General features: G+C 70.3%; 11 protein-coding genes and 1 pseudogene. 5 read left to right on the forward strand and 7 right to left on the reverse strand.

What is annotated here, in order from left to right:
• The first annotated feature begins 27 nt into the window (after positions 1-27).
• Positions 28-1,287 carry a hypothetical protein gene (locus ABGB17_RS34950; RefSeq protein ID WP_347637914.1) on the forward strand — a complete coding sequence of 420 codons (1,260 nt, stop codon included), beginning with the start codon at positions 28-30 and terminating at the stop codon, positions 1,285-1,287.
• Between the two features lie 325 nt (positions 1,288-1,612).
• Positions 1,613-4,345: a hypothetical protein gene (locus tag ABGB17_RS34955; RefSeq protein ID WP_347637916.1), complete on the forward strand. Its 2,733-nt coding sequence runs from the start codon at positions 1,613-1,615 to the stop codon at positions 4,343-4,345.
• Positions 4,346-4,352: 7 nt separating this feature from the next.
• On the opposite strand, the gene ABGB17_RS34960 is transcribed toward ABGB17_RS34955, so the two are convergent.
• From ABGB17_RS34960 to ABGB17_RS34970, 3 genes are all read right to left on the reverse strand, one after another.
• Positions 4,353-5,504, reverse strand: a complete 1,152-nt coding sequence (locus ABGB17_RS34960) for an endo-1,4-beta-xylanase (protein ID WP_347637918.1) — start codon at positions 5,502-5,504, stop codon at positions 4,353-4,355.
• A gap of 131 nt (positions 5,505-5,635) precedes the next feature.
• Complete coding sequence (locus ABGB17_RS34965) at positions 5,636-6,841, reverse strand: NAD(P)/FAD-dependent oxidoreductase (protein ID WP_347637920.1); 1,206 nt, start codon at positions 6,839-6,841, stop codon at positions 5,636-5,638.
• A 160-nt stretch (positions 6,842-7,001) separates the two neighbouring features.
• Complete coding sequence (locus ABGB17_RS34970) at positions 7,002-7,649, reverse strand: PadR family transcriptional regulator (protein ID WP_347637922.1); 648 nt, start codon at positions 7,647-7,649, stop codon at positions 7,002-7,004.
• Positions 7,650-7,772: 123 nt separating this feature from the next.
• Between ABGB17_RS34970 and ABGB17_RS34975 the strand changes: the two genes are divergently transcribed.
• Positions 7,773-7,982, forward strand: a complete 210-nt coding sequence (locus ABGB17_RS34975) for a hypothetical protein (protein WP_347637924.1) — start codon at positions 7,773-7,775, stop codon at positions 7,980-7,982.
• A 142-nt stretch (positions 7,983-8,124) separates the two neighbouring features.
• Here ABGB17_RS34975 and ABGB17_RS34980 read toward each other — a convergent pair whose 3' ends face one another.
• The 3 genes from ABGB17_RS34980 to ABGB17_RS34990 all read right to left on the reverse strand — a co-directional run bounded on the left by ABGB17_RS34980 (position 8,125) and on the right by ABGB17_RS34990 (position 13,010).
• Positions 8,125-9,549, reverse strand: coding sequence for a non-reducing end alpha-L-arabinofuranosidase family hydrolase (locus ABGB17_RS34980; RefSeq protein ID WP_347637934.1), 1,425 nt, complete (start codon positions 9,547-9,549; stop codon positions 8,125-8,127).
• A gap of 302 nt (positions 9,550-9,851) precedes the next feature.
• Positions 9,852-11,888, reverse strand: coding sequence for a family 43 glycosylhydrolase (locus ABGB17_RS34985; protein WP_347637926.1), 2,037 nt, complete (start codon positions 11,886-11,888; stop codon positions 9,852-9,854).
• Positions 11,889-11,915: 27 nt separating this feature from the next.
• Positions 11,916-13,010 (reverse strand): cellulose binding domain-containing protein, encoded by a 1,095-nt coding sequence (locus tag ABGB17_RS34990; protein ID WP_347637928.1) that lies wholly within the window; start codon positions 13,008-13,010, stop codon positions 11,916-11,918.
• 1,045 nt (positions 13,011-14,055) lie between these two features.
• On the opposite strand from ABGB17_RS34990, the gene ABGB17_RS34995 reads away from it, so the two are divergent.
• Entirely contained in the window at positions 14,056-15,786 is a 1,731-nt protein-coding gene (locus ABGB17_RS34995; RefSeq protein WP_347637930.1) for a lectin, read from the forward strand.
• 58 nt (positions 15,787-15,844) lie between these two features.
• On the opposite strand, the gene ABGB17_RS35000 is transcribed toward ABGB17_RS34995, so the two are convergent.
• Entirely contained in the window at positions 15,845-18,589 is a 2,745-nt protein-coding gene (locus ABGB17_RS35000; RefSeq protein ID WP_347637932.1) for a beta-L-arabinofuranosidase domain-containing protein, read from the reverse strand.
• 556 nt (positions 18,590-19,145) lie between these two features.
• Between ABGB17_RS35000 and ABGB17_RS35005 the strand changes: the two are divergent.
• Positions 19,146-19,343 (forward strand): annotated as a pseudogene (locus tag ABGB17_RS35005) (LacI family transcriptional regulator); the annotation flags it as partial.

The following is a 19,343-nucleotide window of genomic DNA, read 5'->3' on the forward strand; positions in this document are numbered from 1 at the left end:
TCGGCCCGCCTCCCGAAGGGCACAGCCATGAACCGTTTCCCACCTGACGCGCCGGTCGAGGTGCGTCCCTATCAGTCGCGACGGGACGGCGACACGGCCGTGATCGGGGACGACCGGCGCGGTGTGTACCTCTCCATCCCCGTCGAGGGCCTGGACATCCTGGATTCGCTGGCGCAGGGCCGCACCGTCGGCGAGACCGTCCGCCGGTACGAGGACAAGCACCAGGAGTCCCCCGACATCGAGCCGTTCCTCGACGCCCTGGCCGAGGAGGGGTTCGTGAACCCGGCCGAGGCCGCCGGCGACGTCCCCGCCCCGGTGACGCAGGAGCGCCAGAGGTGGTGGAACCTGGACTGGGTGTCGCAGAAGGCCGCCCGGCGCCTGGTGAACGCGCCCGTCCTGCTGCTCGGCGGGGCCGTCATCCTGACGGGCGTCTGGCTGGCGGCCACCACCCCGGGGCTGATGCCCGACCAGACCGCCCTGCAGTTCAAGGACCACTACTGGATGTACATCGTGGCGCTGTCGGTGGTGTCGATGGCGACGGTGTTCCTGCACGAACTCGCGCACGTGCTCGCCACCCGCAGCCTGGGGGTGAAGGCCCGCATCGAGATCGGCAACCAGCTCTACCTGATCGTCGGGCAGACCGACATGTCCGGTGTCTGGCTGCTGCCGAGACGCAAACGCCTGCTCGCCGTGGTGGCCGGCGTGCTGTTCGATCTGACGGCCATGTCCACACTGCTCATCGTGTTGTGGCTCGACCTCACCGGCATCGCCCCGTTGCCCGAACCGGTGCGCGTCATCCTGAACGCCCTGGTGTTCAGCTACCTGATCCGCTTCATCGTGCAGTGCTACATGTTCGTCCGCACGGACCTGTACTACGCCGTCGCCATCGCACTCAACACCCGGAGCCTGATGGCCGACACCGAGGCGTACCTGCTGAACCTGTGGCGCAGGATCCGCCGGTCCCCCGTGCGGATCGACCAGTCCGGTGTCAAGCGCAAGGAGATGTGGGCCATCCGCCTGTACGCGGTGTTGTGGGTGGTGGGCCGCCTGGCCGCGGTCGCGTCGCTGGTCTTCATCACCATCCCCCTGATGATCTACTACGGCGGCCTGCTGGGAACGCTCCTCTTCACCGGCTCGCAGGAGTCCGGCTTCGGTGTGCTCGACATGCTGTCGATCTCCCTGCTGTTCACCCTGTACAACGGCGGCGGCGTCGTGATGTGGATGCGCAGCCTGGCCAGGACGCGCCGCAGGCGCAAGGCGCATCCGGACCGCGTCCTCGTCGCCTGACCCCCGCTCACCGGCCCGCGTCCCGCTCGGGACGCGGGCCGTTGTCACGTGCCACGGATCACAGGAACAATTGCTCATCGGCGTTTCGGGGCTGATGGCGGGTTTCGTGAGGCGGGGCGGGCCAATGGAACTGGACACTTCTCCCTTGAAGCGGCACACAGAATTATCCGGACAAATCACTGGCGCTCATGATTCGCCTCGTCCCACGGACGGCCGCCCTCGGCCACCCTCCGTTCCCGTCGACCTGAGAACTCCGCGCCCTCTGGCGCCGCCCGGCACGGCCAGGCGGCGGGACGGCCGGCGAGGAATCATCGCGGTCGCGCTCGTGCTCGCGGTCGTCGCCGGAGGCGGCGTCGCGGTGTGGGACGGACGTGGCGGCGGGCCCCCGGACGGGACCTCGAACGCCCTCGGCCCGGCCGGCCCGGTCACCGGGTGGAAGGAGACGGAGACCGAGCGACGCAGGATCTTCGTCGACCTCGGCGACGCCACGAGACACGCGGCGAGAATCACGGCAGGCGGCGTGACCCGCGATCTCTCGTGGCGCCCGGCCGGCGGGCCGCCGGGGAGACCGTGGGCCGACATCGACATCGCCCGGAACACCGGTGGTCTCGCGGTGGTCCTCGACGCATCGGACCAGCCGCTCGCGGTCGTGCCGATCTGGTCCCTGCCGGGTTTCACCCCGCCGAGGTTCGTCGCCGACTGCGAGGCGGCGAGCATAGGGCAGACGCTGCTCACGCCCTGGATGACCCGCCCGGACGCGCTCTCGGTCGGCTTCCTCGACGCCCTCGCCCGTACGGGGGCGGCGCAGTCCGTCGTCGCCCAGCACTCCGACCTGCTGTGCGAACGCCTCGCCGAGGAGCCGCGGGCCGGCGGCGGGGTGCGGCCCCCCGATCCACGTGGCGACCGGGAGGAACTCGACCGGCAGGCCGCCGTGGTCTGCGCGCTCCAGGGGCAGATGGCGGACATCGCGCACGCGATCGACACCGGGGAACGCCCGCGCGACCCCGGCGCGACCGCCACGTGCGCGCGGCGGCCACCCCGGGGCGGCGCACTCGCGCTCGGCGCCCGCACCGCCAGGGCCGCACGCCCCACCTCCCCCGCGCCGCCCGGCGCCGGGTCGTGCGCCCTGCCCAGGTGGCGTTTCGACGCGGCGGCCTCCGCGCGGCCGTCCCCGTTCACCGTGTGCTCGGACGGCGTGACCACCGAGGTCACCAACGACAGCCCTTCGGTCGCGTTCTTCTACGAGGGCGGCAGACCTCCGGCCGCCACGCTCGGCGCCGTACCGGGCGAGACGGTCATCGTTCCCAGCCTCGAAAAGATCGTGCTGGCCGTCCTCGCCGACGCCGGCCAGGGGCTGCTGCGCCTCGCCAGGACCGGCGGCTGCGCGGCCCTGGACCTCTTCGACATCAGCTTCCCGCCCTGCCAGGACCCCGGCTCGTTCACCGAGAGCCAGATCAGGAAGCTGTTCGAGATCATCCGCCCGGGTGGCGCCACGATCAGGACCGCCCCGTCCTACTACTCCGTCGCGTGGGGCGACGAGACCGGGGTGCCCGCGGGGTTCGACCTCAGCAGGCCGAAGGCGTACAGCCGCGGCTTGACCTTCCTCAACCACGCCGTCCTGCCGATCGCCGGCCTGATGCTCAACCGCGACCTCGCCCTCGACCTGTCGTCGCCGGACAGCCCGGAGAAGCGGGTCCTGCTCGACCGGCTCGCCGCGCGCGTCTCCGTCCCGCTCCCTGGCCAGGGCGGCGACCTGGGGTTCCTCGCCGGTGCGGTGGGGAAGGTCCTGGCGGACCCGGAACTGCTGGCGCGGCTCGTCGTGGTGTTCATGCCCTCCTCGGTGACCAGCACGACCGCCGCGGTCAGATGGCTGCGAGGGGTCCTCGGGATCCTCAAACGGCTGCCGGTACTGGGGTACGTCGACCTGGCCTTCCAGGTGTCGGCGCGGGCGGCCGGCGCGGCCGAGGTGGTCGTGAGCCTCGTCCGCCTGACGCGGACCGGCTCCTCCCCCGCGTACGTCTCCTGGCCTGCGCGCATGACCGCACAGCAGGCGAAGGCACTCCCCGCCGGGGCGTGCGTCCCGCCGTACGGTCTCACGCCGCCCGTCAACGCGCCGGGTTCCACGCCTCTCACCTGCCTGACAGCCGTGGACGCCGACCTCGACGGCGACCGCGCCACCGACCGGCTGGTCCTGTGGAGCGCCGCGGGTCTCCCGGTGCGCGGTACCGCCTACCTCGCCACGGGACACGTCCGCGTCTGGGACCCCGGCACCCCCTCCCTGCCCGGCGGGCCCGCGCTGTCGGCCGTGGCGGACCGGCTCGGCGATTCGCCGCGGCAGCAGTTCGCCGTCACCGTGGGCGGCACGTCGATGCCGGCGGGGCTCAGCGACGAGGGCACTCTCCAGACGATCCGGTACGGCAACGGCCACAACGCGGGCAGGATGTTCCTCGTCACGCCGGGAGGCGCCGGGCATCACGCCGGCTGCGTCTCGACGGGAACCGGCCGCCTGCTGGTGACCACGCTCGTCACGGCCGAGCCGTACGGGGTGCGCTCGGCGTCCTTCTACTACGCCCTGCGTGTGCGCGACATGACCCTGCGGCTCGTCGGCTACGGCGGCGGCTACTCCGCGTCGCCCGGTGGGTTCGAAGGGGACGACTGCGCGAAGCGGCAGGTCCCGGCGGCCACGGTCCCCGGCGGGATGGCCAGGGACAGCGGCGGCCCGCTCCACCACGAGGAGGAGGCCGCGCGTGCGGTCGACGCGCTGTTCGACGCCGCGAACGCGGGACGCGCGACCCGTGGCGCGGCCTTCCTCGGCGGCACACGACCCGTGCCCGCCTTCCCCGGCTACACCCTCGGCGTGTGGACCCTGCTCCGCGCGGCCCCCGCCGCTCTTTCCGAGGCCGCGCGTGCCCCCGCCGCCTGCGCCGCCCGCGTCCCCCGCGCCGGCCACCCCTTCCTCTACTGCCGGGTCCAGAGCACCCGGCAGGCGTGGGACCTCCAGGTCACCAGCACCGGCGACAACTACGTGGTCGTCGCCGCCCACCACCGGGCCTGGTGAACTCCCGTCACCGCCGCCGGGCGGCGGCCAGGGTGGACTGGAGGGCGTGGTAGGCGGGCTTGGGCCGGTAGTCGTCCCACAGGATGGTGGCCTGGCCCTGTTCGGGGAAGAAGATGGGGACCCAGGAGTACTTCTCGATGGTGCCCCAGACGGTGAAGGAGTTGCAGCGCTCGACGCTCAGGCACGCCTCCAGGGCCTGACGGAAGTAGTCGGCCTGGGTGGCCAGTTGCTCGGGGGTCGGGCCGGCGCCGCCCGGGAGCGGCATCCTCACGTCGAGCTCGGTGACGGCGGTCTCGAAGCCGGCGTCCTCGAACCGCTTCAGGTTGGCGGCCATGGTGGCGGGGAACGGGCTCGGCAGGCTCAGGTGGGCCTGGACGGCGAAGCCGTGGACGGGCACGCCGGCGGCTCTCAGTTCCTGGGCGAGTTTCAGATAGGCGTCGCTTCGCGCGTTGATGTTCTCGGCGCCGAAGTCGTTCAGGAACAGCTTCGCCTTGGGGTCGGCCTGGTGGGCCCAGCGGAAGGCGTCGGCGATGACGCCCGGACCGAGGACGCGCAGCCAGATGTTCTCGGCCGTGCGCAGGTTGCCGTTGCCGTCGAAGATCTCGTTGGCGACGTCCCACTGGTGGATCTTGCCCTTGTACCGCCCGACGACCGTGCGGATGTGGTCGCGCAGGATCGCGCGCAACTCGTCGGCGCCGAAGTTCCCCTCGTTCAGCCACGCCGGGTTCTGGCTGTGCCAGAGCAGCGTGTGCCCGCGCACCGCTTGGCCGTGCTCGCGCGCGAACCGCACGATGGCGTCCGCCGCCCCGAACTCGTACCGATCGCGCTCCGGGTGCACGAACTCCCATTTGAGCTGGTTCTCCGGCGTGAGGGAGCTGAAATGGGTGTCGAGTGCCCGCCGGTACACACGGTCGAAGGTGAACGGGTCCGGATAGTCCTGCTCCAGGTGGTGCCCGCCTCCCGCGGCCGCCGCCCCGACCCGGAACCCCTTCGGCGCCACCCGCCGCAGCGGCGCCTTCGCCCATCCGTGCCACTGCGCGCTGATCGTCTCGTCAGAGGGCTCACCACTGCGCGGCGTCGTGGCCGTGGCCTGCGACGCGCCCGACACGAGCAGCGCCGACACGCTCACGAAGACCGCCGCCAGGCGTGTCACCTTCATCGCTGACTCCTTCACGAGGGGGACGGGGAGGTGCCGTCAGCGGCTACCAGCGGTGCCTGAACATCACTGCGAAGCTACGTACCACATCCATGACCGTCAAGCTTCGCGCTCGCCGCCGACGACAGCAGAGGTCAGCGCGGCGCCGGGCCGGACGACACCGGGGCGTCCCAGTCGATGACGTAGCGCTGTTCGGGGGCGAGGGTCTTCTCCGGCTTCATGACGGTCCTCAGCATGAGGGGCATCAGGAGGGGGACCAGGGTCCTGGTCACGGGGCCGGGGGCCTTGGCGTGGTTGATGCGGGCGGCGCGGGCGGCGATCCTCTCCACCCGGGGGCGGCGGAGGCGTTCGTACGTGGTGAAGGCGGAGGGGATGTCGGGGAGGTCGCGCAGGCAGCGGGCCAGTTGGATGCCGCTCTCCAGGGCCAGGGAGGCGCCTTGGCCGGAGCTGTTGGAGGGGGCGTGGGCCGAGTCGCCGGCGAGGACCATGCGGCCGCGGTGCCAGTGGCGCACGGGGGGCATGATCTGCAGTGAGCCGACCACCTGGAGAGCGGCGGGGTCGCTGGTCAGCATGAGGTCGCGGCCGGGGGTGTCGGCGGCGTAGGCGGCGCGCAGCTTCCGCATCCATTCGGACGACGGGACGGCACGCGCCTCGGTGAGGGTCATCGGGTGTTCCTGCGGCAGGTTGACGCCCCAGCGGGTGCCGCCGCCCGGCTCGGGCCAGTACAGGTAGTAGCCACCCTTGCCGAACGTGAAGGTCATGGTGCCGGGGTCGGCGCCGGTCTCGTGGCGTGCCACGGCCTCGAAGCCGAGCAGGCCGGTGAAGTCGGGGCCGGGGGCGCCGGGGTCGATGAGCCCGCGGACGGTGGAGCGGATGCCGTCGGCGCCGACGAGGACGTCGGCGGTCGCGGTGGTGCCGTCGTCGAAGATCGCGGTGATGCCGTCGGAGGTCTCGCGCACGTCGGCCAGGCGCCTGCCGTACTCGACGGCCACGCCGCCGGCGGTGGCGTGGTCGTGCAGCACGCGGTGCAGCGCGCCGCGGTGCACCACCTGCAGCGGCGGCAGGCCGGGCACGACGGGCAGGTCGAAGCGCCTGGAGCCGACGGCCAGGACGTTCCGGGTGATGGGGGTGGCGATCGCGCGTACGGCCTCGTCCAGGCCGAGGACACGCAGGGCCGCGAGGCCGTTCGGCGCCAGCGCGAAGGTGCCGCCGACGCCGTCCGCGGCGCTCGGGTACGCCTCGTACACGGTGGCCGCGATGCCCGCCTTGCGCAACGCCAGTGCCGCCACCGGGCCGGCGATGCCGCCGCCGATGACGAGGGCCGTCCTGACTGTGGTCATGGTGCTCTCCCTGATGATCGGTTCTCGTGTGACCGAACCGGCCCTGGGAGGGAACCCGGATATCCTCAGGTTGCCGCCTCGCGCCGAGATGCCTTCCCGGGCGCGGTTCGAGGTAAGGGCCCCGGCGGGGTGTTGGCGCACCGCGCCGGGGCCGCGTACGTCATTCCGTGGCGCGCGTCCTTTCCGCGAGCTCGGTCAGCTCCGCCGGCATCTCACCGGTCTCGTGCGCGCTCCGCCACAGGTCCAGCCCCGGGTACTCGCCCGAGGTCAGCTCCGCGACCAGCGAACGCACCCATGCCGCTTCCGCCTCCCGCATGGCGAGGTCGTACTCCAGCTCCACCAGGAACAGCCGCGGCAGGGTCTTCAGGTGCTCCGCGAGCGTGTCACGCGCGGCCGTGACGTCGTGCTCCAGCAGCTCCAGCCGCCGCCGCAACAACCGCGTCACCTCGTCCGGATGCAGCACCGCGAGCACCGACAACCCCGCGCGGAAGTGCGGGTGCTCCCGCGCGGGGGTGGAGACCAGCTCGGCCGCCCAGTCCACCATCTCCGCGTGCCCGGCGTCCGTGATGCGGTAGACGGTGCGCTCGGGCCGCCGGCCTTCCCGCACGCTCTCCACCGCCGCGATCAGACCGTGCTTGTCCATGTTCCGGACGACTGTGTAGAACGACCCCCACTTGAGGTCCATGTCCTGGTCCTTGCCCCACCCCCGCAGTGCCGCGGCGATTTCGTAGGGGTGCATGGGCCGCTGGACGAGGGCCGACAACACGGCCAGCGCCAGCAGGTTGCCGACCTTCCGCCGTTTCGCCATCGCCCTCACCTGCCTCGTCCACGACTACTTGTGGACGAGTATACGTAGACGACTATTCCGTTGGCAACAGAGCGTCCGCGGACGTCCCGGGGTCACCGCCGGCTCCGCCGGGGCGTGACCCGGGTGTCAGCCGTCGATCGCCTGGGCAGCACGTCGGCTGGGGCATGGAACGACGCGCCGGCGGCCGCGTCGCAACGCGGAGCCGAGATCCTCGGGGTCGCGACCCCGGCGGGCGCCCGCTTCGCGTCCTCCGCCGAGCTTCTTCACCTGCTGAGCGAGGCCTTCCGGAAGGTCGTGGAGCAGTGGCAGGACATACGAAAGCCGCCGCGATGAGCGGCGGCCGGATGGGCGCGGCCGAGCACGGGTCCCGCGGTGCCCCCGCCTTCGCGACGGGAGCACCGGGGAGCCGTGTCAGCCGGTGGAACGGGTCCGGCAGGGACTCGCGTACGTCCCGGGCCGGACCGGTGTCACGCCGTCAGCGTTGACGGGTCAGCAGGCCCGGCCGGTAGGGCAGGAGGCCGTAGTCGACGCCGTCGGAGCTGGGGCTGCGGCCCTGGTAGAGCAGTTGCAGGTTGCAGGGGTCGACGGTGAAGGTCTGGTCGGCGCTGACGCGGATCAGCTCACCGTGGCTGATGTCGTTGGTCCAGGTGGCGCCGCTGTTGGCCTTGCCGGCGAACGGGTTGCTCTCGGTCGCGGCGTTCGGGGTCCACGTGCCGCCGAGGCTGGTGGCGGTGAACGAGCGGAAGTAGCGGCCCTGCGAGCCGATGGCCTCCACGAGCATGAGGTAGAGGTTCTGGCCCTGGATCTTGTAGACCTGGACCGCCTCGAACAGGTTGTTGGTGGTGTCGGTCATGATCGTGGTGTAGTTGGAGCCGAAGTTGCCGGGGAAGTTGCCGATCGGCATGCTGGCCCGGTAGACCCGGCCGTTGTCGCCGTTGAAGAACAGGTACATGTTCTGGCCGTCGGCGATCAGGGTCTGGTCGATGGGTCCGGTGCTGGAGTTGGAGATGTTGCCGGTGAACAGCGGCTGCTCGGCCGACCACCCGTTGGGGTTGGTGGGGTCGCTCGAGGTGCGGTAGGAGAACTTGCTCGAACCCCACTGGTAGGCCAGCACCCAGATGTTCCTGGGGGCGAAGTAGAACAGGGTGGGGGCGACGGTGCCGGTGTTCATGGCGTTCTGGCTGGCCGTGCCCAGTTCGGTCAGGTTCGAGACAGGGCTGAAGTTCATCGAACCCCATCTCGTCCCGAAGTCGTGCGTGGTCGCGTAGACCAGCTGCCTGCCGTTGTACGGCGCGACGGTGAAGTCCTTCAGCGAGACCCAGCCCGACCTCGGCTGCGCCAGCGGGCCCGTGGAGGTCCAGCGGTACGACGACGGAAGCGGGCACGTGCCGGTCGGCGTCGGTGTCGGCGTCGGGTTGGGGGTGCCGCCGCCGACCTGGACGAGCTGCCACTGCTGGTTGTTGCCGCCCCAGTCGTCGTACTGCACGATGTTGCCGCCGTCGGCGGTGGAGGCGCCCTGGACCTCCATCACCCTGTTGCTGTTGCGGTTGATCAGCCGCACGTACCCGCCGGCCGAGTCGGCCAGGCGGAACTGCTGGTTGGTGCCGTTGAGGTCGCTCCACTGCACGATGGCCGCGCCGTTGGCGGTGGAGAAGTTGTAGACGTCGAGCACCTTGCCCGACAGACGGGACTTCAGCCGGTAGTAGCCGCCACCGGAGTCGACGAACTGCCACTGCTGGTTGGTGCCGTCGTTACGCGTCCACTGAGTGATACGAGCACCGTCGGCCGTGGACAGGTTGTACACGTCCAGGGCCTTGCCGCTGTTGCGGTTGACCAGCACGTACCAGGCGTTGGTGTCGACGGTCGCCGCCGACGACGACTGCGTGCCGAGGGTGAGCATGGTGGCGGTGAGGATCGCCGTCACGAGGACGGCGATCAACGACCGCCGGCCACGCCGCCGCGGGAGTACCCGCGGGACGTTGCCCAGGTTGATCATTCCTTCTCCTTCTATCGGGGACGAACAGCCCGTCGTGCGAGCACGGCGGGTTGCGGCGGAGCCGGCCGGGCCTGCCGGCCGGCTCCTGTTGCGGGGCTGGGCCTGTTTTCCGCACGAGCCCGAATGTCCCTGGTCAGGTGTTCTGTGATATTCGGTGCGGTGAGCGATCCGTGCAGGTCGTCGAGGGCGATGTGCGGAAAATGGGGCTAGGGGGTGGTCAGCGTGAACCGGCTGACGTTGACGGCGCCGCCGAGCGAGCGCGTGGCGTAGTTGAAGATCGCGTAGCGGTAGCCCATGAAGAACTGCCAGGCGTTGCCCATCGTGAAGGCGGGGCCGAGGGTGGTGAAGTTCACCCCGTCGGTGCTGTAGGAGAAGCGTGCCTGCCTGCCGGTCCCCGGACGGATGTCGGCGTTGACGCGCAACCAGATCCGGGTGCCGGAGATCGAGGCGCTCGCCGCCTCGGTGCCCGTGCCTGTGGTGTTCCAGTTGCCGTCCATGGTGAGACCGTTCGTCATCACCACCCGGGTCGTGGTGCCGTCGCGTCTCAGCCCGATCCAGGCGGAGGAGTCGCGCAGCATCGCCAGCCCGGCCCGGTCGCCGTCCCGCATGCCGGAGAAGTCGAGCTCGATGGTCGCGGTCGAGCTCGGGCCGAGTATCCGGTGGGTGAGGGTGTTGCGTGCGTTGTACAGGTCATTGGTGACGGTGGCGGTCTGCAGGGTCAGGCCGTTGTTCACCGAGAACCTGGACGTGTCGGGGTTGTGGTTCCACTCCCACTCCGGGCCGAGTTGCGTGCCGGCGAAGGTGTCCACCCCGGTGGGGGCCTTCACCTGGCGTGGCGGTCGCGGCACGTTGGGGTAGGGGTACTGCGCCCCCCACCTGCCGTTGACGGTCTGCAGCACCGGCCAGCCGTCGGACGTCCAGGTGACCGGCGCCAGCGCCGGCACACGGCCGCCGGGGTAGGCGTCGATGAAGCCCATGTAGTACCAGGCGCCGTTCTGGGTCTGCACCAGGCCGCCCTGGTGCGGCACGCCGCCACCGGAGATCGGGCCTGGCAGGTCGAGCAGGACCTGCCGCAGGGTGTACGGGCCGAAGGGGCCGTTGGTGGACTTCAGGATGTACTGGCCGTTGGCGGGGCGGGTGAGGAAGATGTAGTAGTTGCCGTTGATCTTGTAGAAGCGTGAGCCCTCAAGCGTGCCGATGTTCGACGGGGTCTGGAACACCTGCTGGCTGCGGACCTGCGTGCGGCCGTCCGCCGACAGCTCCGCCACGTTGATGGTGGTGTTGCCGTAGGCGACGTACATCTTGTCGTTGTCGTCGATGAGCAGACCGGCGTCGAAGTAGCAGCCGTTGATGGTGGTGAGCCTGTTCCAGGGGCCTTCGACGGACGACGCGGTGTAGATGTAGGTCTTGTCGAAGTCGATGCAGCCGCCCCAGTAGAACGTCCGGTTGCTCTTGCGGTAGTTCAGGAACGACGCCCAGATGCCCCGCACGTAGCCGCGGCCGCCGTTCAGGTCGTACTTGGACCCGAAGTCCAGCTTGGGCACCGAGTGGCCGGCGAACTCCCAGTTGACCAGGTCGTAGGAGCGCAGGACGGGAGCGCCCGGCGAGTAGTGCATCGTCGAGGCGGAGTAGTAGAAGGTGTCGTCCACCCGGAAGATGTCGATGTCGGCGAGGTCCTCCCACAACACCGGGTTGGAGAACTGCGACGACGGCGGCCACGGCCCCTGGCCCGTCGGGGTCGGCGTCGGCGTCGGCGTCGGGGTGGGGGTGACCGTCGGCGTGGGGCTGACCGTCGGGGTCGGGCTGACCGTCGGGGTCGGGGACGGGTCGGTGGTGCCGGTGCAGGTCGTGCCGTTGAGCGCGAACCTCGACGGCACGGGGTTGCTGCCGGTCCAGGAGCCGTTGAAGCCGAACGAGACGTTGCCGTTCGTGGGGATGCTCGCGTTGTAGGAGGCGGCGGTGACGGTGACCTGGGTACCTGACTGGGCGACGGTCCCGTTCCACAACTGGGTGACGGTCTGCCCGGCGGCGAACGCCCACGTCAGCTGCCAGCCGCTGATCGGGTCACCGAGGTTGTCGATGACGACGTTCGCGCCGAAACCGCCCTGCCACTGGTTGGTCACCGTGTAGGTGACCCGGCATCCGGCGGCGGCGTTCGCCGAGACCGCGTTCACGACTCCGAGCGCGATCAGCGCGGCCGCGACCACGGCCGCGAGCCTGCGGCGGTATCGAGTGAGGCGCATTGTGATCCTCCAGCGGATGGGTCGGGGTCAGGCCGCGGTACAGGACGGCACCGGCGCGCTGTTGGTGCCGTTCCATGCGCCGAGGAAGCCGAACTGTGTGCTCGTGCCGGCGCCGAGCGCGCCGTTGTAGTCGACGTTGCGCGCGGTGACGGCGGCCCCGCTGCTGCTGATCGCGGCGTTCCAGGACTGAGCGACGGTCTGGCCGTCGGCGAACCGCCAGGTCACCGTCCAGGAGGAGATGGGAGCGCCGCCGGCGGTGACGGTCACCGCGGCCTGGAAGCCGCCTCCCCACTGACCGGTGATCGCGTACGTGGCGGTGCACGATCTCCCGCCGGGCGTGGGGGTCGGGGTCGGCGTCGGCGTGGGGGTCGGGGTCGGCGTGGGGGTCGGCGTCGGGGTGCTCCCGCCGGGCTGGCCGATGCTGCCGGGCACCGACTGCAGGGCCCGGTACCAGGTGGCGGCCATCTTGTCGTAGCCGCCCGCGGTCGGGTGCACGCCGTCGATGAGGTCGCCCGTGGTCAGCGCCGCGTGCATGTCGACCAGGTGCACCCGCTTGCCGCTGTTCACCTTGCTCTGCACGATCCCGGGAATGGCCGCGTTGAAGGTACGCGCCGCCGCCGCCTGACCGGAGTTCGACAGCGGGATGATGGTCGCGACGAACACGTCCGCGTTCGGCACGGTCGCGGTGATGCGGTCGATCAACGTGGACAACCGCCCCGGCGCCCCACCGACGTTGTAGTTCTGCAGCACGTCGTTGGTCCCGATGTGCACCAGCACCGTCCGCGGGTTCTGGGTACGCAACCAGCCCACGACGTTCGCGTCGATCTGATCGATACGCCACCCCGGATGCCCCTGATGGTCATGATCCCCCAGGCTGGACGGCCCGTTGAACTGCGACCCCACGAAATCCACCGTGTACCGGCCCCCCACCAGCCGCTGCCACAACCCGATGCGGTACCCGCCCGGCACCTGCGTGCCCTCGGTGATCGAGTCACCCAGCGGCATCACCCGCACCCCGCCGTTGGACTCCGCGCTCGCGGTGCCGGCCTCCAGCGCGGTGCCGGTCACCGCCAGGGCCAGGGCCAGCAGGACGGCGGCCGGCCATCGCCTCCATGTGCGCACGCTCACGCCCTCCCCGGCGCCGCGGAACACCCGGCGAGAACCGGCGTTAGCGCTAACATGAGGTACCGGCCCTCCGTGCGGGCGGACGCACCGGACCGCGGCGCGCGGCGTACGGCCCGGTGCCCGTGGGCCGGGCGCGGCACGCCGGCGCCCGTCTGCCCTCCATGTGCGCACGGAGACGCGCAGCGCCCGCGACACCGTGGCGAGCCGGCGCCGGACGGCGGTGAAACATTCCACGTGGACATGGAAATCCTCCAAGGCAGCGATCGGTGACCGATCCGATTCGGCGGCCGATCCTGCGCCCGGGGTGAGGGGGGAAGGTCGCGGCTCGGTGCCGTCCCGAGGCTCCTGCGGGCACCGGACCGGGCCGAGGTCGGGACGGTCCGGTCCTGGGTCTTTGGGAGTCTTCGAGGTGTTAGCGCTAACATCTTGCTCGCTGTCCGATTGCTCCTTTTCGCCCGGCGGCAAGGTGGTGGTGCGCGGAGCTAATACGAAGCAGCGGACCGCCGTCAAGGCCCACGATCCCGGGTCCCGGCACCCGTGCCCGCCGGGCACACGCTCATCTGCTCCGACGGGGATCCGGCCGCACGAGGCGAGAGCGGCGCGGTGATGAAACGTTCATCCACGGCGACGATCCCCCGCGGCGCGCGGCCGTCTCTGATCCCCCGTGACCAGGCTCCCCACCGCCACGCCGCCCGGCCGCCGGTCCCGCCCGCTCGACGGCGGCCATCCCGTGATGGCCTTGACACGTTTCTGGGACATTTCCACACTGAGGCCCAAGCGGCCTCTTTCCTGCCGGGGTCGGTGGTGAGCGGCAGGAGCCGCACTTCCACGACGCCCGTGAATGCCGCACGCCCTCCGCGACGAGGCCGTGCCGTCCCCGCGCGTCTTCCCCGCATGTTCTCTCACGAACTTCGAACGCAGTGGAGGCTCAGGCATGCCGCACCCCCCTGCTCCTCGACGGCAACCACGACAAGAAACCCGCCGACGACGCCGTCCTCAACAGCGCCCCTGAGCGTGCACGCACATGACGAGGAGAATCCACATGTCACGACGTAGCGCCGCATGGCGGCGGACCCTCACAGGTGTCACGGACACGTTCCCCGGGCGGCGGTTCCTCGTGGCCGTTCAGCTCCTGATCCTCACGGTGGCCTCCGCCGGAGTGGTTCTCGGAAGCACCAGCCCCGCCTCGGCGGCGGCGGCGCCCGCCCAGGCCGCCGCCGCGCTCGCGCTGTCCCCGGTGACGGTGCCGCCGATGGGCTGGGCGTCCTGGAACACCTTCGCGGCTCAGATCAACTTCAACGTCATCAAGGCCCAGGTGGACGCGATGGTGTCCTCGGGCATGCGGGACGCCGGGTACCAGTACGTCAACATCGACGAGGGGTGGTGGCAGGGCACCAGGGACGCCGCCGGGAACATCACGGTGGACACCAACGAGTGGCCGGGCGGCATGCAGGCGATCGCCGACTACATCCACAGCAAGGGCCTGAAGGCGGGGATCTACACCGACGCCGGCCGCGACGGTTGTGGTTACTACTACCCCACCGGACGGCCGGCGGCGCCGGGGAGCGGCAGCGAGGGTCATTACGACCAGGACTTCCTGCAGTTCTCCCGGTGGGGTTTCGACTTCGTCAAGGTCGACTGGTGCGGCGGGCAGGCCGAGGGGCTCGACCCGCGCAGCACCTATCAGGCGATCAGCGACGCCATCGCCCGGGTGACCGCGCAGACCGGGCGGCCGATGGTGTTGTCGATATGCAACTGGGGCGTCAACGCGCCGTGGGACTGGGCGCCGAGCATGTCCACGATGTGGCGGACCAGCGGAGACATCATCTACTGGGGGCAGACCCCGTCGATGGACCGCGTGCTCGCCAACTTCGACTCCGCCCAGCACCCGAGCGCCCAGAGCCCGGGACGCTACAACGACCCCGACATGCTCATCGCCGGCATGCCCGGCTTCTCGGCCGCGCAGAACCGCACCCACCTGGGGTTGTGGGCCATCTCCGGCGCCCCGCTGCTGGCCGGCAACAATCTGGCCACCATGAGCGCCGAGACCCGGGCCATCCTCACCAACCGTGAGGTGCTGGCCGTCGACCAGGACGAGTTGTCGCGGCAGGGCGTCAAGGTGGCCGAGGACCAGAGCGGACGCCAGGTGTACAGCAAGGTGCTGTCGGGCACCAACCGCCGGGCCGTGCTCCTGCTCAACCGCACCACCTCGGCGGCGTCCATCACCGCCCGCTGGTCCGACCTCGGCCTCGCCGGCACCGGGACGGTGCGCAACCTGTGGACCGGCACCGACGCCGGCACGTTCGACGGCAGCTACACGACCACGGTGCCGGCCCGTGAGGCGGTGCTGCTGCTGGTCACCGCCTCCTCCTCGGCCCCGCAGCCCACCACGAGCGCGCTCCGGGGCGTGGGGTCGGGCCGGTGCCTGGACGTCAGCGGTGGCTCCCAGGCCAACGGCGCGCAGGCCCAGATCTGGGATTGCAACGGCCAGGTCAACCAGCGCTGGACGACGACCGCCGCGGGCGAGCTGCGTGTCTACGGCTCCAAGTGCCTGGACGTCTACAACCGCGGCACCGCCGACAACACCCAGGTCGTCATCTGGGACTGCAACGGGCAGACCAACCAGCGATGGCGCCTCAACTCCGACGGCACCATCACCGCCGTCGGCGCGAACAAGTGCCTGGACGTGCCGGGCAACGCCACCGCCAACGGCACCAAACTCGTCATCTGGTCCTGCAACGGCGGCGCCAACCAGCGCTGGACCCGCGTCTGACCCAACGGCCCCCCTTCGCCGGAGCGCCCCGACCGCTCCGGCGAAGGCCGTACCGTCCTCAGACGAAACGCCAGAGGCGGTCGCTCGCGGTGCCGTCGTCGGCGAGCACGATCTGGGCGCCCTGGGCGGTGGAGCCGCCGCTGACGCCGAGTACTCTGCCGCCGTTGGCGCACTGGATGCGGAAGTAGCCGTTGGAGCCGTACCGCAGGCGCCACCGGTGGTCGCTGGTGCCGTTGTCGGCCCACTGGACGATCCGGGAGCCGGCGGCGGTGGCGGCGTTCTCCACACCGAGGACCTTGCTGCTGTTGGAGTTGCGCAGGCGCAGGTAGCCGCCGGTGTCGACCACCGCGGTCCACAGGTGGTCGGTGGTGCCGCTGTCGGCCCACTGCACCACCAGGCCGCCGTCGGCGGTGGACATGTCCTGCACGCCCAGCACCAGGCCGCTCGCCAGGTTCTGGATGCGCCGGGCGCCGTTGGGGACGAACCGCCACTGGTTGTCGGCGCTCCCGTTGTCGGAGTCCTGGACGGCCTGGGCCCCGTTGGACGTGGAGCCGTTCTGGATGCCGAGCAGCTTGCCGCTGTTCACGTTGCGGATCTTCTGTGAGCCGTCGCCGACGTCCACCAGGGTCCAGCGGTGGTCGGCGGTGCCGTTGTCGGCCCACTGCAGGACGCGGGCGTTGTCGGAGGTGGACATGTTCTCCACGCCCAGCACCTTGCCGCTGTTGACGTTGCGGAACCGCACCGCGTTACCGTCGATGATCAGTTCCCAGTTGTGGTCGGCGGTGCCGTTGTCGGTCCACTGCAGCGCCAGGCCGCCGTCGGCGGTGGACATGTTCTGGATGCCCAGCACCAGGCCGCTGGCGCCGTTCGCCAGCCGGAAGCTCGCGTTCCCGCCGCCGCCCCCGCCGGTGGCGTTCCAGTAGACGGTGTAGTTGTGCCCGTGGGCGTCGTAGAACGGCCCGAGGTTGACGGTGGCGGAGTTGGCCGTCGCGGTGAAGGCGAGCGCCGAGGTGCTGGTCCGGGTGATGGAGCCGGTGTTGAGGGACGGCAGCGCCGACAACGAGCTGTTGCCGTAGTTGCCCGACAACACGACCGGGCCGTAGGTGATCGCCGCGACGTTGGGGTTGTCGTTGGCGGCCTTCATGACCACCCGCATGGGCAGGCGCACCGTCACGGTGTCACCCGAGGTCCAGGTGCGCGTCAGGGAGGCGTAGGTGCCCGGGGTGGTGGAGACGCTTTCCTGGGTGCCGTTGACGCTGATGGTCGCCCCGCTGGTCCAGCCCGGGATGCGGATGCGCATCGTCCACGATCCGCTGACGTTGCCGGTGACCTGCAGGGTCGTGGTGTCGCTCACCGGGAAGGACGTGGTCTGCGTGACCGTGATGCCGCGCTGCGACCAGTTCAGCACCGACGGCATGAACAGGTTCACCGTCAGCGTGTTGCCGTTGTGGAAGTAGATGGAGTCCATCAGGTTCGTGTTGACCTCCACCCCCGACCCCTGGCAGCACCAGAACGAGTTGTAGTCGGTGCTCCACGTGCCGCCGCCCCACGCCGGGCCCACGCCCCGGCGGCCGCCCGGCCGCAGCGGCGTGAAGTACGTGATGTGCCCGTGGCCGTCGGCGGGGTTCTGCGCGCCGATGACGTGGTTGAGCAGCGCCTGCTCGAAGAAGTCCACGTACGCCACCCGGTCGGGGTTGAGCAGCCACAACTCGCGGGTCAGCTTGAGCATGTTGTAGGTGTTGCAGTGCTCGCAGGTGTCGTTGGTGAGGTACCCGGCGATCGCGTTGGGGGCCCGGAAGTGCTCGGCCTGGCTGTTGCCGCCGATGACGTAGGTGTGCGCGCCTACGGTGATGTTCCAGGCGTTGGTGGCGATGTCGCGGTAGCGGGTCGTGCCGGTGGCCTTGTACTCCCGCGCCGCGCCGATCCACTTGGGTACCTGGGTGTTGGCGTGCAGGCCGTTGAGCTGGTCGTTGCCGGACGCCAGCGGGTTGAACACCGCGGCGTGGTCGAACCGCTGCGCCGTGGTGAGCCACCGGCCGTCACCGGTCTGCTGATAGATGTCGGTCAGCACCGCGTTCATGCCGCCGAACTCGGTGCCGAGCATCGACTGCATCTGGCTGGAGCTGAGCCGGGCGGTGCGCCAGTCCACCCAGCCGGCGAGCGCGAGGAGCACGGTCCTGGCCTGGGTGTTCCCTGTGTAGCGCCACACGTCGAGCAGGCCGGCGAGCGTCTTGTGGATGGCGTAGTACGGCACGTTGCCGTTGCTCAGTGTGCGCGCCTCCAGCGCGGTGAACTCGGACTCGGGGAAACCGGACAGGTACCCGGTGTTGAACCCCGCGGCGCCGTTGTTGGCCTGGCACTTGGCCATCTCGGCGACCATGTAGTTGGCCTTGTCCAGGCACGTCGTGTCGCCGAGCACGGCGTAAGCCTGGGCCCACGCGGTCAGGAAGTGCCCCTGCATGTGGCTGCGGAAGGGGAACGACGGGGCGTCCCACCCGCCGTTGGCCGCGGCGCCGTTGGTGGACAGCCTGTGGTTGGACCGGAAGACGTACAGCAGCCGGTTGACGTCCACGAACCGCAGGTACGCGAGCGTGCGGTTCTGGTTGTCCATCCAGCGGCTGGCCGTCAGCCGCACCTGGCCGGGGTCGAACCCGTACGCCGAGACACCGATGTCGGAGCGGGCAGGGGGGACGACCGCCGCCTGGGCCGCGGGGGTGCCGATGGCCTGGGCGGCCGTGGTGGCGACCACGGCGACACCAGCGGCTTGGAAGAGTTGACGGCGGCTGAGGGGTGAGGACGGCACTTGACCTCCTGAGACGGGAAGGCAGGATCTATTGTTAGCGCTAACATTCAGCGCCGTCGAAGATCGCTCTGTACTCTGATCATCGGGCTCGCATGATCAAGCGCCTGCCGGCCACGGATCGGTGTGGCCGGCCGCGCTTCGGCGCGGGAATGGAGACAGTCTCGAAATCCCCGCGAAACATGTCAAGGCCCGCGCTGAGCCCTCCCACTCTCCGGGCGAACCACATCGCGAGTCGCCGTGACACCCGCCCCGGGGGTCCCGACACCGGAAGTCTGCCGCCCAGGGCATCCCTCGGGCCATCCGCGGATCCGCTGGTCTCCGTAGTTGTGCCGGCCCCCGCCTCGCCCGCATTTCGATGAAAGTTTCACCATCTGCCGCCGAGTGACGTTATCGCTAACAGTGCGACTCCCCCGAGAGGATCTCGTGACTCTGTTGTGACGGAAAGCCTCTTGACCTCCAGTTCTGTTAGCGCTCACAGTTCATCCACGGCGACTTTGAGCGCCGAGGTCCTCGTCAGAGGTCACAAGAAAGGACACCCCCCGGCATGTTGCGAAAGATGTCCATATTCCTCCTCGCCGGCGCGCTCGCCGCCTCCGTGTCCGCGTGCGGGGGCGGTGGTGGCGGCGCCACCGGTGCGAGCGCCGGTGGTGCGGCGTCCGGTGACGGCACGATCACGATGGGGTTCTCCCAGGTGGGTGCGGAGAGCGGGTGGCGTACCGCGAACACCAAGTCGGTGCAGGAGTCGGCGAAGGCG

This window comes from Sphaerisporangium sp. B11E5, assembly GCF_039871875.1.
In the GTDB taxonomy this organism is placed as follows: domain Bacteria; phylum Actinomycetota; class Actinomycetes; order Streptosporangiales; family Streptosporangiaceae; genus Sphaerisporangium.